Here is a 13,760-nt window from a genome sequence, read left to right on the forward strand (position 1 = left end):
GACAGAAAGAAGGAAATTGTAAATGAAGGAAAAAGAATTTCGCCGAAATATGGCTGTTTTTCCTATCGGCAGTGTTATGAAGTTGACCGATCTATCGGCGCGTCAGATTCGTTATTATGAAGATCAAGAGTTGATTAAGCCTGATCGAAACGAAGGGAACCGTCGCATGTATTCCTTGAATGACATGGATCGTCTGCTTGAAATCAAAGATTATATCTCTGAAGGTTATAATATCGCTGCCATTAAGAAAAAATATGCTGAACGTGAAGCGAAATCCAAGAAAGCGGTGAGTCAGACTGAGGTGCGTCGTGCACTTCATAATGAACTCCTCCAACAAGGTCGCTTTGCTTCAGTACGGTCACCTTTTGGTCGCGGTTAGGCAACCGCAAGTAGTCATACATTAAGGAGAAAACTCATGCCAATCACAGCTGCAGATATTCGTCGTGAAGTCAAGGAAAAAAATGTTACCTTTATTCGTCTCATGTTCTCAGATATTTTGGGAACCATGAAAAACGTCGAAATTCCTGCTACAGATGAACAGTTAGATAAAGTCTTGTCAAACAAGGCTATGTTTGATGGATCTTCTATTGAAGGTTTTGTACGTATCAATGAGTCGGATATGTACTTGTACCCAGACTTGGATACATGGACAGTCTTCCCTTGGGGAGATGAAAATGGAAGTGTTGCAGGTTTGATCTGTGATGTCTATACAACAGAAGGTGAACCATTTGCAGGAGACCCTCGTGGCAATTTGAAACGTGCTCTTCGTCACATGGAAGAAGTGGGATTCAAATCCTTCAACCTTGGGCCAGAGCCAGAATTCTTCCTATTTAAGTTGGATGAAAATGGAGATCCAACACTTGAAGTGAATGACAAGGGTGGCTACTTTGATTTGGCGCCTACTGACCTTGCGGACAACACACGTCGTGAGATTGTGAATGTCTTGACCAAAATGGGATTTGAAGTAGAAGCGAGTCACCACGAGGTTGCGGTTGGACAGCATGAGATTGACTTCAAGTACGATGAAGTTCTCCGTGCTTGTGATAAGATTCAAATCTTTAAACTTGTTGTTAAAACCATTGCTCGCAAACATGGGCTTTACGCAACCTTTATGGCTAAACCAAAATTTGGTATTGCTGGATCAGGTATGCACTGTAATATGTCCTTGTTTGATGAAGAAGGAAACAATGCCTTCTTTGATCCAAATGATCCAAAAGGAATGCAGTTGTCAGAAACGGCCTACCATTTCCTTGGCGGTTTGATTAAGCATGCCTACAACTATACTGCCATCATGAACCCAACAGTTAACTCATACAAACGTTTGGTTCCTGGTTATGAAGCACCTGTTTACATTGCTTGGGCTGGTCGTAACCGTTCGCCACTTGTGCGCGTGCCTGCTTCACGTGGTATGGGAACTCGTCTTGAGTTACGTTCAGTGGATCCGATGGCAAACCCATATATCGCGATGGCTGTGCTGTTGGAAGTTGGTTTGCATGGTATTGAAAACAAAATTGAAGCACCAGCTCCTATCGAAGAAAATATCTACATCATGACAGCAGAAGAGCGTAAGGAAGCTGGTATTACAGACCTTCCATCAACTCTTCACAACGCTTTGAAAGCTTTGACAGAAGATGAAGTTGTTAGAGCGGCTCTTGGAGAACATATCTATACTAGTTTCCTTGAAGCCAAACGAATTGAATGGGCAAGTTATGCAACCTTCGTTTCACAATGGGAAATTGATAACTATTTAGATCTTTATTAATATAGAAGAAAGATTGCCTGAGGGCGGTCTTTTTTCTTGTGTTTTATATCGAGGTGTGATATATTTTATATAACGAAGTGCGATATATCGAATTGAATAGGAGGTGAATGCAAATGGAATTAACGGATAAGATTCGTCGAGTTTATCTTCCGATGACGGAAACGGGTTTTTATATCTTGTTCTGTCTGCAAAAGGAAGGTCATGGGTACAGTATTACGCAAAAGGTCAAGGAGATGACAGATTTGCAAGTTTCGATTAGTCCTGGAACTATGTATGGAACCTTGTCAAAGATGGAAAAGGATGGTTTGATTTCCTTTGTCCGCGAAGAGGAAAAACGGAAAATCTATCAGATTACAGACTTGGGACGCAAAGTCTTAGATATTGAATTGAAGCGTATTGAACGGCTCTATAGAAACAGTCGGGAGGAAGGATGATGGAAAAGAAAATTGTTTATCGAATTTTTACAATTGCGGATTATGAGAGGGAGGCTCTATACTTTAGAGAAATGCATGCTAAGGGCTGGAAACTTAGGAAAGTAAGCTATTCTATCTTATTGTTTGCAGTTAAGTATACCTTTGAAAAATGTCACCCTGAGCAAGTGTCTTATCAGTTGGACTTTTACCCAATGGAAAAATCAGAGAGAACTTCCTATTTACAACTGTTTAAAGACTGTGGCTGGGAGCATATTACAGACTTTAATAGTTTTTCCTATTTTAGAAAAGTACATTCTGAAATTGAATCGGATGCAGAGTTTGAAATTTATAATGACGCGGCCGGGAAGTTAGCTATGGTTAATCGCATTTTAAGACTGCGATTAGTACCTGTTTTACTTTTGCTAGCCATACATATACCATTCTTACTTAAGTTGCTCAATAAAAGTAATGCGTATGGTCTATGGAGTTTATTTGCGGTCGGGCTAGATATTTTCTTGTCTTTAATCCTTTTGTTAATAGTTGCCTATATTAGCTGGAAGTTATGGCATAAAAAGAAGGAATTATCAGATTTATGATAGGGTAGGTATGCTCAAAATTGGAGGGGAAGTCATGATAAATAAAAAGCAATTTCGGATTTTCACCATTGTTGATTTGGACAAGGAAGAAGAATATTTACATGAGATGCATTTGAAAGGTTGGAAGTATAGAACGAGTCGTTTTGGTTTTTTCTATTTTGACCAATGTCAACCAGACGATGTCATCTACTGTATCTATGATTCTAGATTTCTTAAAAAGTATAAGTATGAACTGCAAGATTTTAGAAATAGAGGTTGGGAATTGATAGGAGCAGGTTCTTGTTCGATTCTTCGTAAATCGTCTTCTAATTTACTTCCAGAGGATCAAGTCTATGTGAGTAAGGGTCTTAGGTGGGAAGTTATGCGGTCTAGACTTCGTTCATGTACAGCTACTTTCTTAGGTGGTTTGGTTGTTTGTATGAGTTTATTTAAAGAAGAACTTTCTATATCTTTCTTTATTATTTTTCTTTTATATGCTTTTCTGATTTCTTATCTAATCCATGGTTTTTTCAGACTTAAAAGGAAATACCGAGTAGATGGAAGGTAGGGTTCTAGGTCTTCAGACTGATTTTTAGCACTCTTGATAAAAGAGTGCTAATTTTTTGAGTTTTTATCTTGACATTCTCTTTTAAGGGTGTATAATAGAATCATAAGTTAGCACTTGAGCGTATCGAGTGCTAATCGATCAGACAGAGAGGAGTGATGAGATGGTTACAGAGCGTCAGCAGGATATTTTAAATCTGATTATTGACATCTTTACCAAAACGCACGAACCTGTCGGATCCAAAGCCTTGCAAGAGTCTATTAACTCTAGCAGTGCAACCATTCGTAATGACATGGCGGCTCTAGAAAAGCAAGGTTTGCTTGAGAAGGCTCATACTTCAAGTGGTCGGATGCCAAGTGTTGCTGGTTTTCAGTACTATGTAAAACACTCACTGGATTTTGATCGACTGGCTGAAAATGAGGTTTATGAGATCGTCAAAGCCTTTGATCAGGAATTCTTCAAATTGGAGGATATTCTGCAAGAGGCTGCTAATCTACTGACAGACTTGAGTGGCTGTACGGTAGTAGCACTGGATGTTGAGCCGAGCAGGCAACGGTTGACAGCCTTTGATATCGTTGTTTTGGGGCAACATACAGCCTTGGCAGTATTTACCCTAGACGAGTCTCGAACGGTTACCAGTCAGTTTCTGATTCCAAGGAACTTCTTGCAGGAGGATTTGCTGAAACTGAAGGCAATCATTCAGGAACGTTTCCTCGGCCACACCGTTCTAGATATTCACTACAAGATTCGGACGGAGATTCCGCAGATTATCCAGCGTTACTTTACAACAACGGATAATGTGGTTGATCTCTTTGAACACATTTTTAAGGAAATGTTCAACGAAAACATTGTGGTGGCGGGCAAGGTCAATCTCTTGAATTTTGCTAATCTAGCAGCCTATCAGTTCTTTGACCAACCGCAAAAGGTGGCCCTGGAAATTCGTGAGGGGCTGCATGAGGATCAGATGCAAAACGTCCGTGTTGCAGACAGTCAAGAGTCCTGTCTAGCTGACCTAGCGGTGATTAGTAGCAAGTTCCTCATTCCTTATCGGGGAGTTGGAATTCTAGCAATTATCGGTCCAGTCAATCTGGATTACCAACAGCTAATCAACCAAGTCAATGTGGTCAACCGTGTTTTGACCATGAAGTTGACAGATTTTTACCGCTACCTCAGCAGTAATCATTACGAAGTACATTAAGATTGAAATCATTAAAGGAGGCGAAAATGGCCCAAGATATAAAAAATGAAGAAGTTCAAGGAGAGGAAGTTGTGGAAACGGTAGAAGAAACAACTCCTGAAAAGTCAGAATTGGACTTGGCAAATGAACGTGCAGATGAGTTCGAAAATAAATACCTTCGCGCTCATGCAGAAATGCAAAATATCCAACGCCGTGCTAATGAAGAGCGTCAAAACTTGCAACGTTATCGTAGCCAGGATTTGGCAAAAGCAATTCTCCCTTCTTTGGACAACCTTGAGCGTGCACTCGCAGTTGAAGGATTGACAGACGATGTCAAAAAAGGATTGGAGATGGTGCAAGAAAGCTTGATTCACGCTTTGAAAGAAGAAGGAATCGAAGAAATCGCAGCTGACGGTGAATTTGACCATAACTACCATATGGCCATCCAAACTCTCCCAGCAGACGATGAACACCCAGCAGATACCATCGCTCAAGTCTTCCAAAAAGGCTACAAACTCCATGACCGCATCCTACGCCCAGCAATGGTGGTGGTTTACAACTAGGCTAGATAGCTTAAAAAAACCTGTCCGAAACGACAATAAACTATGAAGAAAGATAAAATATATTTGGCTTTGCAATAGTGAGCAAAGCGAACCAAAGACGATACTCTTCGCCGTGGCGCTATTTGCGCAAACTTTGAGACCTTAGGCTCAAAGTTTAGTCAAAGAGATTGACGAAGTCAAGCTCTGACGGCGCCGCCACTTAAGAAGAGTATCAAAAAGAAAATAGAATATAAAATTTAAGGAGAAAAACACATGTCTAAAATTATCGGTATTGACTTAGGTACAACAAACTCAGCAGTTGCAGTTCTTGAAGGAACTGAAAGCAAAATCATCGCAAACCCAGAAGGAAACCGTACAACTCCATCTGTAGTCTCATTCAAAAACGGCGAAATCATCGTTGGTGATGCTGCAAAACGCCAAGCAGTCACAAACCCAGATACAGTCATCTCTATCAAATCTAAAATGGGAACTTCTGAAAAAGTTTCTGCAAATGGAAAAGAATATACTCCACAAGAAATTTCAGCTATGATCCTTCAATACTTGAAAGGCTACGCTGAAGACTACCTTGGTGAAAAAGTAACTAAAGCAGTTATCACAGTTCCAGCTTACTTCAACGATGCTCAACGTCAAGCGACAAAAGACGCTGGTAAAATCGCTGGTCTTGAAGTAGAACGTATCGTCAACGAACCAACTGCAGCCGCTCTTGCTTACGGTTTGGACAAGACTGACAAAGAAGAAAAAATCTTGGTATTTGACCTTGGTGGTGGTACATTCGACGTCTCTATCCTTGAATTGGGTGACGGTGTCTTCGATGTATTGTCAACTGCAGGGGACAACAAACTCGGTGGTGATGACTTTGACCAAAAAATTATCGACCACTTGGTAGCAGAATTCAAGAAAGAAAACGGTATTGACTTGTCTACTGACAAGATGGCAATGCAACGTTTGAAAGATGCAGCTGAAAAAGCTAAGAAAGACCTTTCTGGTGTAACTTCAACTCAAATCAGCTTGCCATTTATCACTGCTGGTGAAGCTGGACCTCTTCACTTGGAAATGACTTTGACTCGTGCAAAATTTGACGATTTGACTCGTGACCTTGTAGAACGTACAAAAGTTCCAGTTCGTCAAGCCCTTTCTGATGCAGGTTTGAGCTTGTCAGAAATCGACGAAGTTATCCTTGTTGGTGGTTCAACTCGTATCCCTGCCGTTGTTGAAGCTGTTAAGGCTGAAACTGGTAAAGAACCAAACAAATCAGTAAACCCTGATGAAGTAGTTGCTATGGGTGCTGCCATCCAAGGTGGTGTGATTACTGGTGATGTTAAAGACGTTGTCCTTCTTGACGTAACACCATTGTCACTTGGTATCGAAACAATGGGTGGAGTATTTACAAAACTTATCGATCGCAACACTACTATTCCAACATCTAAATCACAAGTCTTCTCAACTGCAGCAGACAACCAACCAGCCGTTGATATCCACGTTCTTCAAGGTGAACGCCCAATGGCAGCAGATAACAAGACTCTTGGACGCTTCCAATTGACAGATATTCCAGCTGCACCTCGTGGAATTCCTCAAATCGAAGTAACTTTCGACATCGACAAGAATGGTATCGTATCTGTTAAAGCTAAAGACCTTGGAACTCAAAAAGAACAAACAATTGTTATCCAATCGAACTCAGGTTTGACTGACGAAGAAATCGACCGCATGATGAAAGATGCAGAAGCAAATGCTGAAGCAGATAAGAAACGTAAAGAAGAAGTTGACCTTCGTAACGAAGTAGACCAAGCTATCTTTGCGACTGAAAAGACAATCAAGGAAACTGAAGGCAAAGGCTTCGACGCAGAACGTGACGCTGCCCAAGCTGCCCTTGATGACCTTAAGAAAGCTCAAGAAGACAACAACTTGGACGAAATGAAAGCAAAACTTGAAGCATTGAATGAAAAAGCTCAAGGTCTTGCTGTTAAACTCTATGAACAAGCCGCAGCAGCGCAACAAGCTCAAGCAGGAGCAGAAGGCGCACAAGCAACAGGAAACGCAGGCGATGACGTCGTAGACGGAGAGTTTACTGAAAAATAAGATGTTGAGGCGTTAAGAAAACGAAAGAAAAATAGGAAGCCATCGCCTTGTGCGATGCACAAAAGATGGCTTATCTTTTTTCCGAAGTTTTTAGCCGAAACTCAGTTAAGCCTAACTCGTTAAGAATGACTAATCACTAAAGTGATTGTCATTCTACGGCAATAGCTATGGCGACTTGTCTAAACTCCTTACTAGTTCAAAAACAAAGTATAATCGACTTTATTTTTGAACGTCGTAATGATAGGAAGAAATCCAGAGGTTGCAACCCAGCCTCTGTTTTTCGATAAAATAGAGGATGTTGCGTATGAAAAAAGTACTTTGTGTCATTTATCCTAATTTTTCTCTTTATGAGATAACCACTTTAACAAGTGCTTTAGCTCTGTCTTTTGATATTACGATTGATTATGTAGCTTCTGAGAATTCGATGGTGGTCTCTGAGGATGGTTTGTCCTGTCAACCGACGAAAACATTGAATCAGATCCGTATAGAAGATTATTCTTGTGTGATTTTGCCAGGAATGGTAAATATAGGTCCTACTCTACAAGATGAGAAATTGATCTCGTTTTTGAGAAGCCTTAATGAGCAAGATATCCTAATTGCAGCCATTTCTTCAGCGCCCCTTTTATTGGCGAAAGCAGGCTTGTTGAACGACACGAAATTTACAGGTGGAATTTGGCAAAACTTCTTTGACTATTTTGAATTTCTTCCACGTGAGAATTTCCAACCGAAAGTTCTTGTCCAAGATAAACAAATCATTACGGCTATCGGTTTTGCACATCAAGAGTTTGCAAGAAAAGTGATTTTCGGTTTAGGGTTGGCAGGGAATACGGACAATTATTTTAAAGAACAGAACGAGTATGCTGAAGAGGATTTGATATTTACTCTATCAGATGAAGAGTTTAATCAAGTGAAGCAGAGTATAGAAAACAGCCTCTAAAGATTTACATGAAAATTATAGAAAGGAACAAAGGTGTTCGTAACTGAACACGGGTTCCCAAATTTCTTACTCAATATAACAGAAAGGAATTGAACCCGACCTAAATTCTCGGAAAAAAGATAAATCTGCCTAGGAGTATCGCTCCAGCGTCAGATTTCCTATTTTTCAGTTGAATTTTACGGTCTTGGTATCTTATATGAACAATACTGAATTTTATGATCGTCTGGGGGTGTCCAAAAATGCTTCGGCAGACGAAATCAAAAAGGCTTATCGTAAGCTTTCCAAAAAATATCACCCAGATATCAACAAGGAGCCTGGTGCTGAGGAAAAGTACAAGGAAGTTCAGGAAGCCTATGAGACTTTGAGTGACGACCAAAAACGGGCTGCCTATGACCAATACGGTGCTGCTGGAGCCAACGGTGGTTTTGGTGGAGCTGGTGGTTTCGGCGGTTTCGATGGGGCAGGAGGCTTCGGTGGTTTTGAAGATATCTTCTCAAGTTTCTTCGGCGGAGGCGGTGCTTCGCGCAATCCAAACGCTCCTCGCCAAGGGGATGACCTCCAGTATCGTGTGAACTTGACCTTTGAAGAAGCTATTTTTGGAGCTGAAAAAGAGGTTAAGTACAATCGTGAAGCAAGCTGTAGTACATGTAATGGTTCAGGTGCTAAGCCAGGAACAAGTCCAGTCACTTGTGGACGCTGTCATGGTGCTGGTGTCATTAACGTCGATACGCAGACTCCTCTTGGTATGATGCGTCGTCAAGTAACCTGTGATGTCTGTCACGGTCGCGGAAAAGAAATCAAAGATCCATGTACAACCTGTCACGGAACAGGTCATGAAAAACAAGCCCATAGCGTACATGTGAAAATCCCTGCTGGTGTAGAAACAGGTCAACAAATTCGCCTAGCTGGTCAAGGTGAAGCAGGATTTAACGGTGGACCTTATGGTGACTTGTACGTGGTAGTTTCTGTGGAAGCCAGCGATAAGTTTGAACGTGAAGGAACCACTATCTTCTACAGTCTCAACCTCAACTTTGTCCAAGCAGCTCTTGGTGATACAGTTGATATCCCAACTGTTCACGGTGATGTTGAATTGGTTATCCCAGAGGGAACTCAGACTGGTAAGAAATTCCGCCTACGTGGCAAAGGAGCTCCGAGCCTTCGTGGCGGTGCGATTGGTGACCAATACGTTACTGTCAATGTTGTAACACCGACAGGCTTGAACGACCGCCAAAAAGCAGCCTTGAAAGAATTCGCAGCTGCAGGTGATTTAAAAGTCAATCCAAAGAAAAAGGGCTTCTTTGACCATATTAAAGATGCCTTTGAAGGAGAATAACACAAAAAGAGCCGTTGGGCTCTTTTTACTTTATTCTTTGTAATGTTAGCATTGGAACAATCACTCATCGGCTGATTTTCTATCAGACCTTTGCTTGAGCAAGCCAGCTGCATCCATATCTTGGATGAGTTGCTTGATTTCCGCTTCTTTACCAGGCTTAATGGTAACGGTATCAATATGGTTGATTGCAGAGTTATCCTGAATATCCACTAAAGTCAAGGCTTTTTCATAGAATGCAATTCCCTTTTTTAGACTTTCCTGATCCTTCCAATATAGAACTGAGTAATCAGGATTTGGTTTCTTTCCGATTTCTTGTAAATAATTCCTACTTTCCTTCTTTAAAAATTGCAATAAACCATGATTGAACAAGTTATCCCCTACTTTATAGTAGGAGATATCTCCAGTCTGTAGGACATAGACTTCGAGTTGGTTTTTGGTGAGATTTGGACTTTCTTTTAAGACGGGATGGCTATTGATGACCTCATCTGAGAAAGTAACATAAAAATTTAAGCCCCCACCCTCGTATTTATATCTTCCATTTGATTTTACTTTCTTAGGAGGCATGTCAAGGGAGGTAAAGATTTGTTTGAGGGCGTTATTTCCCTTGTGAATGTCAATCGGTGAGGCTCTGAAGGCAAAAAACAGTACTAGAAATGCTAGGACCGCAAGAAGGCTAAGGCAACCACAAGGGATTAGGATGATCTGTGCCAGAATTTTAAAAAACTGTTTCATTTTCATTCCTCTTTTTTGTTTGACCCTGACAACCTAAAATAGATTTAAGGAAAGTTCATGGCTCTTTTTACTTATCTTCGATTTCCTGTGTTTCTTTTATCACAGCTAGTCTAGTCTGGATATCTTTTTCCAAGACCTTAAACTTGTAAGTCAGGTCTTCTTGGTATTCCTTGATGAGTTCTTTTTGCTGGTCAATGATTTGTAGGCTGTTTTGGATAATATCTACATCATCCTTGATAGCTTGAACGCGGTCAGTGGTATTCAAGACTTCATCTGTGATGGTTTGGCGATTTTTTGTGACCAGATAACTTCCGGCTGCAGCTCCTGCAAATAGCAGTAGATTGGATAATTTCATGGCAACTCCTTAGGCGTTTTTGATGGTTTCAGCGACTTGAGCAAGTTTGTCAAAGTCTGGTTCGTGGGCGATAAAATCAATCTTGAGGTCATCGTCCGCACTGTAGCGAGGTACGAGGTGAACGTGGGTATGAAAGACGGTTTGCCCTGCGATTTCTTCACAGTTAGCAATGATATTCATACCAGCAGCCTTGGTAGCTTTCATGACTTTTTGAGCTACTTTTGGTACTTGGGCAAAGAGTTGGCTAGCGCTAGTAGCGTCCATCTCCAAAAGATTGCGATAGTGTTCCTTTGGCACGACTAAGGTGTGTCCTGGTGTCACTTGAGAGATATCAAGAAAGGCAAGAACCTGCTCATCTTCATATACTTTTGAAGCAGGAATTTCCCCTGCAATGATTTTACAAAAAATGCAATCTGACATAAAATCTACCTCTACTGTATTGAATTTTGATATAATATAGCTACATTATACCAGATTTGGAGAAAATATGTTAGAAATTAAAAACCTGACAGGTGGCTATGTTCATGTCCCTGTCTTGAAAGATGTGTCCTTTACTGTTGAAAGTGGGCAGCTGGTCGGTCTGATTGGTCTCAATGGTGCTGGGAAATCAACGACTATTAATGAGATTATCGGTCTGTTGACACCTTATAGTGGCTCCATCAATATCAATGGCCTGACCCTGCAAGAAGATGCGACTAGTTACCGCAAGCAAATTGGCTACATTCCTGAGACACCTAGTCTGTATGAGGAATTGACCCTCAGAGAGCATATCGAAACGGTTGCTATGGCTTATGGTATTGAGCAGAAAGTGGCTTTTGATCGAGTAGAACCTTTGTTAAAAATGTTCCGTTTGGACCAGAAATTGGACTGGTTCCCTGTTCATTTTTCAAAAGGGATGAAGCAGAAGGTCATGATTATCTGTGCTTTTGTGGTGGATCCAAGTCTTTTCATCGTGGATGAGCCCTTCCTTGGTCTTGATCCGCTGGCTATTGCGGACTTGATTCAGCTTTTGGAAGTGGAAAAGCAAAAAGGCAAGTCTATTCTCATGAGTACTCACGTGCTGGATTCGGCGGAGAAGATGTGTGATGCCTTTGTCATTCTTCACAAGGGAGAGGTGCGTGCCAAGGGAAATCTGGCGCAACTACGCGAAGCCTTTGCTATGCCTGAAGCTAGTTTGAATGATATTTACTTGGCTCTGACCAAAGAGGAGGAGCTATGAAAGACTTGTTTTTAAAGAGAAAGCAGGCTTTTCGTAAGGAGTGTGTCGGTTATCTGCGCTATGTTCTCAATGACCACTTTGTCTTGTTCCTGCTTGTTCTGCTGGGCTTTCTAGCCTACCAGTACAGTCAACTCTTACAACATTTTCCTGAAAATCATTGGGCTATCCTTTTATTTGTAGGAATTACCTCTGTTTTACTTTTGCTTTGGGGTGGAATTGCCACCTATATGGAGGCTCCAGACAAGCTCTTTCTCTTGGTTGGAGAAGAGGAAATCAAATTCCATCTCAAGCGTCAAACTGGCATTTCTCTAGCCTTTTGGCTCTTTGTCCAGACCCTTTTCTTGCTATTATTTGCGCCTTTATTTTTAGCAATGGGCTATGGCTTGCCTGTTTTTCTGGTCTATGTGCTTTTATTCGGAGTAGGAAAATATTTCCTCTTTCGTCAAAAGGCCAGCAAATTTTTCACGGAAACTGGACTGGACTGGGACTATGTTATTTCCCAAGAAAGCAAGCGTAAGCAAGTCTTGCTTCGTTTCTTTGCCCTCTTTACGCAGGTAAAGGGAATTTCAAACAGCGTCAAGCGTCGTGCCTATCTGGACTTTATCCTAAAGGCTGTTCAGAAGGTTCCTGGGAAGATTTGGCAAAATCTCTATCTGCGTTCTTATCTGCGAAATGGAGATCTCTTTGCCCTCAGTCTCCGTCTTCTCTTGCTTTCCATACTGGCGCAGGTCTTTATCGAGCAGGCTTGGATTGCGACAGCAGTGGTGGTTCTCTTTAACTACCTCTTGCTCTTCCAGTTACTGGCCCTCTATCATGCCTTTGACTACCAGTATTTGACCCAACTCTTTCCACTGGACAAGGGGCAAAAGGAAAAAGGCTTACAGGCTGTAGTCCGAGGATTGACCAGTTTTGTTTTATTTGTGGAATTAGTTATTGGATTGATTACCTTCCAAGAAAAACTAGCCCTTCTAGCCTTACTGGGAGCTGGTTTGGTTTTACTAGTCTTGTATTTACCTTATCAGGTAAAACGTCAGATGCAGGACTAAAACTTGCTTATATGATATTAAAAAAGAAGTTGAGTTCAGTTTGTCTCAACTTCTTTTATTTTCTACAGGATAATGGTTGGTCCGTAGAGACTCAACTTGGTCTTGACTTGGTCAAAGTGGAAGCGGTCATAGGCCCGCCAAGCGGCGCGAGTTGGAGCATCTGGATCAAGAGCGCTGAGTCCCATGAGAAGACTGGAAGTCTGGTAAAATTTTTCCAATTCAATCAAGACTCGATTATCCACTGTCTCAGCCTTTGCTAGAAAGCCAAGAATAGAGTTTAATTGCTCCTGAAAGCGTACGTCGTCAGCGGTTGCCTGTTTGCATGCTTGATAGGCTTTGTTTAAGTCAGTAATCAAAGTCTGAGCTCTTTTGATAGGGTCTGTATCTGTCATGAGAATTCCTCCTTTAATCTTGGTGCCAGTCTTGATTCTAGCAACTGTGTTTTGATACTGTCAGTCTATCACTTTTATCTCCTTTTTCACCATAAGATCTTTAATTGCTCTTGAAATTTCCTGAATGGTACTGTTAAGATTTTATGATAAAATAGTTGTAAGATTATCATGATGTTGTAGAAAAATAATCCTTTTAGGAGCTTTCAAAGACTGTTTAGGATTGGGTGTGCTTGTGCTAGACCTTTTCTGTTATTCTTTTCTTAGGAGGAGAATCCAATGAAACATATGATTATTCAGACACAGAAAACAGTCTATAAAGTAAACGTCGACGATATCTACTATATCCAAATGCATCCAACTAAAGCACATACCGTACAGATTGTTACAGAAGAAGCTAGTTTTAATATGGTTCAAAATTTAAGTAATCTTGAGAACCAATATGGGGAAACCTTGATGAGATGTCATCGAAATTGTTTGGTCAATCTTGATAAAGTAAAATCGATTGATTTTCAAGAAAGAATCCTTTTTCTTGGAGAAGAAGGTCAATACGCTGTCAAGTATTCCAGACGTCGCTATAGAGAAATTCGTCAAAAATGGTTGAAAGAGGGAGAGTAA

At 41.0% G+C, this 13,760-nt stretch carries 17 protein-coding genes; 13 read left to right on the forward strand and 4 right to left on the reverse strand.

From position 1 onward, the window contains the following. Nucleotides 1-22: 22 nt before the first annotated feature. The 10 genes from glnR (at nucleotide 23) to dnaJ (ending at nucleotide 9,401) form a co-directional block, all read left to right on the forward strand. The gene (gene glnR, locus QM956_RS06535; protein WP_000659548.1) at nucleotides 23-379 is read left to right on the forward strand and encodes a transcriptional repressor GlnR; all 357 of its coding nucleotides are present in this window, start codon (nucleotides 23-25) and stop codon (nucleotides 377-379) included. Between the two features lie 36 nt (nucleotides 380-415). Next, entirely contained in the window at nucleotides 416-1,762 is a 1,347-nt protein-coding gene (gene glnA / locus QM956_RS06540) for a type I glutamate--ammonia ligase (RefSeq protein WP_004255939.1), read from the forward strand. Between the two features lie 113 nt (nucleotides 1,763-1,875). Further along, nucleotides 1,876-2,196 (forward strand): PadR family transcriptional regulator, encoded by a 321-nt coding sequence (locus tag QM956_RS06545; protein WP_031233152.1) that lies wholly within the window; start codon nucleotides 1,876-1,878, stop codon nucleotides 2,194-2,196. Next, nucleotides 2,196-2,771, forward strand: coding sequence for a DUF2812 domain-containing protein (locus QM956_RS06550; protein WP_414302359.1), 576 nt, complete (start codon nucleotides 2,196-2,198; stop codon nucleotides 2,769-2,771). The genes QM956_RS06545 and QM956_RS06550 overlap by 1 nt, the downstream gene beginning before the upstream one ends. A gap of 34 nt (nucleotides 2,772-2,805) precedes the next feature. After that, nucleotides 2,806-3,318 carry a DUF2812 domain-containing protein gene (locus tag QM956_RS06555; protein WP_261116135.1) on the forward strand — a complete coding sequence of 171 codons (513 nt, stop codon included), beginning with the start codon at nucleotides 2,806-2,808 and terminating at the stop codon, nucleotides 3,316-3,318. 160 nt (nucleotides 3,319-3,478) lie between these two features. Next, entirely contained in the window at nucleotides 3,479-4,513 is a 1,035-nt protein-coding gene (gene hrcA, locus QM956_RS06560) for a heat-inducible transcriptional repressor HrcA (RefSeq protein WP_261066350.1), read from the forward strand. 26 nt (nucleotides 4,514-4,539) lie between these two features. Beyond that, nucleotides 4,540-5,055: a nucleotide exchange factor GrpE gene (gene grpE / locus QM956_RS06565; RefSeq protein ID WP_261116134.1), complete on the forward strand. Its 516-nt coding sequence runs from the start codon at nucleotides 4,540-4,542 to the stop codon at nucleotides 5,053-5,055. A 252-nt stretch (nucleotides 5,056-5,307) separates the two neighbouring features. Continuing rightward, complete coding sequence (dnaK, locus tag QM956_RS06570; protein ID WP_000034667.1) at nucleotides 5,308-7,131, forward strand: molecular chaperone DnaK; 1,824 nt, start codon at nucleotides 5,308-5,310, stop codon at nucleotides 7,129-7,131. A 304-nt stretch (nucleotides 7,132-7,435) separates the two neighbouring features. Further along, nucleotides 7,436-8,068, forward strand: coding sequence for a DJ-1/PfpI family protein (locus tag QM956_RS06575; protein WP_261240492.1), 633 nt, complete (start codon nucleotides 7,436-7,438; stop codon nucleotides 8,066-8,068). A 196-nt stretch (nucleotides 8,069-8,264) separates the two neighbouring features. Further along, entirely contained in the window at nucleotides 8,265-9,401 is a 1,137-nt protein-coding gene (gene dnaJ, locus QM956_RS06580; protein ID WP_414302360.1) for a molecular chaperone DnaJ, read from the forward strand. Nucleotides 9,402-9,461: 60 nt separating this feature from the next. On the opposite strand, the gene QM956_RS06585 is transcribed toward dnaJ, so the two are convergent. The 3 genes from QM956_RS06585 to QM956_RS06595 form a co-directional block, all read right to left on the reverse strand. After that, nucleotides 9,462-10,139, reverse strand: a complete 678-nt coding sequence (locus tag QM956_RS06585; protein WP_080977203.1) for a hypothetical protein — start codon at nucleotides 10,137-10,139, stop codon at nucleotides 9,462-9,464. A 61-nt stretch (nucleotides 10,140-10,200) separates the two neighbouring features. Further along, nucleotides 10,201-10,488, reverse strand: a complete 288-nt coding sequence (locus tag QM956_RS06590; RefSeq protein WP_000777754.1) for a hypothetical protein — start codon at nucleotides 10,486-10,488, stop codon at nucleotides 10,201-10,203. Between the two features lie 9 nt (nucleotides 10,489-10,497). Beyond that, on the reverse strand, nucleotides 10,498-10,908 hold the full coding sequence (locus tag QM956_RS06595) for an HIT family protein (protein ID WP_001278317.1): 411 nt from the start codon (nucleotides 10,906-10,908) through the stop codon (nucleotides 10,498-10,500). Nucleotides 10,909-10,975: 67 nt separating this feature from the next. Between QM956_RS06595 and QM956_RS06600 the strand changes: the two genes are divergently transcribed. Together QM956_RS06600 and QM956_RS06605 are read left to right on the forward strand one after the other, a co-directional pair. Then, complete coding sequence (locus QM956_RS06600) at nucleotides 10,976-11,707, forward strand: ABC transporter ATP-binding protein (RefSeq protein ID WP_247928912.1); 732 nt, start codon at nucleotides 10,976-10,978, stop codon at nucleotides 11,705-11,707. Further along, entirely contained in the window at nucleotides 11,704-12,753 is a 1,050-nt protein-coding gene (locus tag QM956_RS06605) for an ABC transporter permease (RefSeq protein WP_261240486.1), read from the forward strand. Before QM956_RS06600 ends, QM956_RS06605 begins: the two co-directional genes overlap by 4 nt. A gap of 62 nt (nucleotides 12,754-12,815) precedes the next feature. Here the strand turns inward: QM956_RS06605 and QM956_RS06610 are convergent, their stop codons facing one another. Then, nucleotides 12,816-13,145: a hypothetical protein gene (locus QM956_RS06610; RefSeq protein WP_004261043.1), complete on the reverse strand. Its 330-nt coding sequence runs from the start codon at nucleotides 13,143-13,145 to the stop codon at nucleotides 12,816-12,818. A 276-nt stretch (nucleotides 13,146-13,421) separates the two neighbouring features. Between QM956_RS06610 and QM956_RS06615 the strand changes: the two genes are divergently transcribed. Next, the gene (locus QM956_RS06615) at nucleotides 13,422-13,760 is read left to right on the forward strand and encodes a LytTR family DNA-binding domain-containing protein (RefSeq protein WP_023943386.1); all 339 of its coding nucleotides are present in this window, start codon (nucleotides 13,422-13,424) and stop codon (nucleotides 13,758-13,760) included.

The sequence above is a fragment of the Streptococcus mitis genome (genome assembly GCF_047460035.1).
Lineage (GTDB): Bacteria > Bacillota > Bacilli > Lactobacillales > Streptococcaceae > Streptococcus > Streptococcus mitis_DW.

Coding starts and splice junctions, on each gene's coding strand:
- glnR (WP_000659548.1), top strand. CDS start 23: ATGAAGGAAAAAGAATTTCGCCGAAATATGGCTGTTTTTCCTATCGGC.
- glnA (WP_004255939.1), top strand. CDS start 416: ATGCCAATCACAGCTGCAGATATTCGTCGTGAAGTCAAGGAAAAAAAT.
- QM956_RS06545 (WP_031233152.1), top strand. CDS start 1,876: ATGGAATTAACGGATAAGATTCGTCGAGTTTATCTTCCGATGACGGAA.
- QM956_RS06550 (WP_414302359.1), top strand. CDS start 2,196: ATGGAAAAGAAAATTGTTTATCGAATTTTTACAATTGCGGATTATGAG.
- QM956_RS06555 (WP_261116135.1), top strand. CDS start 2,806: ATGATAAATAAAAAGCAATTTCGGATTTTCACCATTGTTGATTTGGAC.
- hrcA (WP_261066350.1), top strand. CDS start 3,479: ATGGTTACAGAGCGTCAGCAGGATATTTTAAATCTGATTATTGACATC.
- grpE (WP_261116134.1), top strand. CDS start 4,540: ATGGCCCAAGATATAAAAAATGAAGAAGTTCAAGGAGAGGAAGTTGTG.
- dnaK (WP_000034667.1), top strand. CDS start 5,308: ATGTCTAAAATTATCGGTATTGACTTAGGTACAACAAACTCAGCAGTT.
- QM956_RS06575 (WP_261240492.1), top strand. CDS start 7,436: ATGAAAAAAGTACTTTGTGTCATTTATCCTAATTTTTCTCTTTATGAG.
- dnaJ (WP_414302360.1), top strand. CDS start 8,265: ATGAACAATACTGAATTTTATGATCGTCTGGGGGTGTCCAAAAATGCT.
- QM956_RS06585 (WP_080977203.1), bottom strand. CDS start 10,139: ATGAAAATGAAACAGTTTTTTAAAATTCTGGCACAGATCATCCTAATC.
- QM956_RS06590 (WP_000777754.1), bottom strand. CDS start 10,488: ATGAAATTATCCAATCTACTGCTATTTGCAGGAGCTGCAGCCGGAAGT.
- QM956_RS06595 (WP_001278317.1), bottom strand. CDS start 10,908: ATGTCAGATTGCATTTTTTGTAAAATCATTGCAGGGGAAATTCCTGCT.
- QM956_RS06600 (WP_247928912.1), top strand. CDS start 10,976: ATGTTAGAAATTAAAAACCTGACAGGTGGCTATGTTCATGTCCCTGTC.
- QM956_RS06605 (WP_261240486.1), top strand. CDS start 11,704: ATGAAAGACTTGTTTTTAAAGAGAAAGCAGGCTTTTCGTAAGGAGTGT.
- QM956_RS06610 (WP_004261043.1), bottom strand. CDS start 13,145: ATGACAGATACAGACCCTATCAAAAGAGCTCAGACTTTGATTACTGAC.
- QM956_RS06615 (WP_023943386.1), top strand. CDS start 13,422: ATGAAACATATGATTATTCAGACACAGAAAACAGTCTATAAAGTAAAC.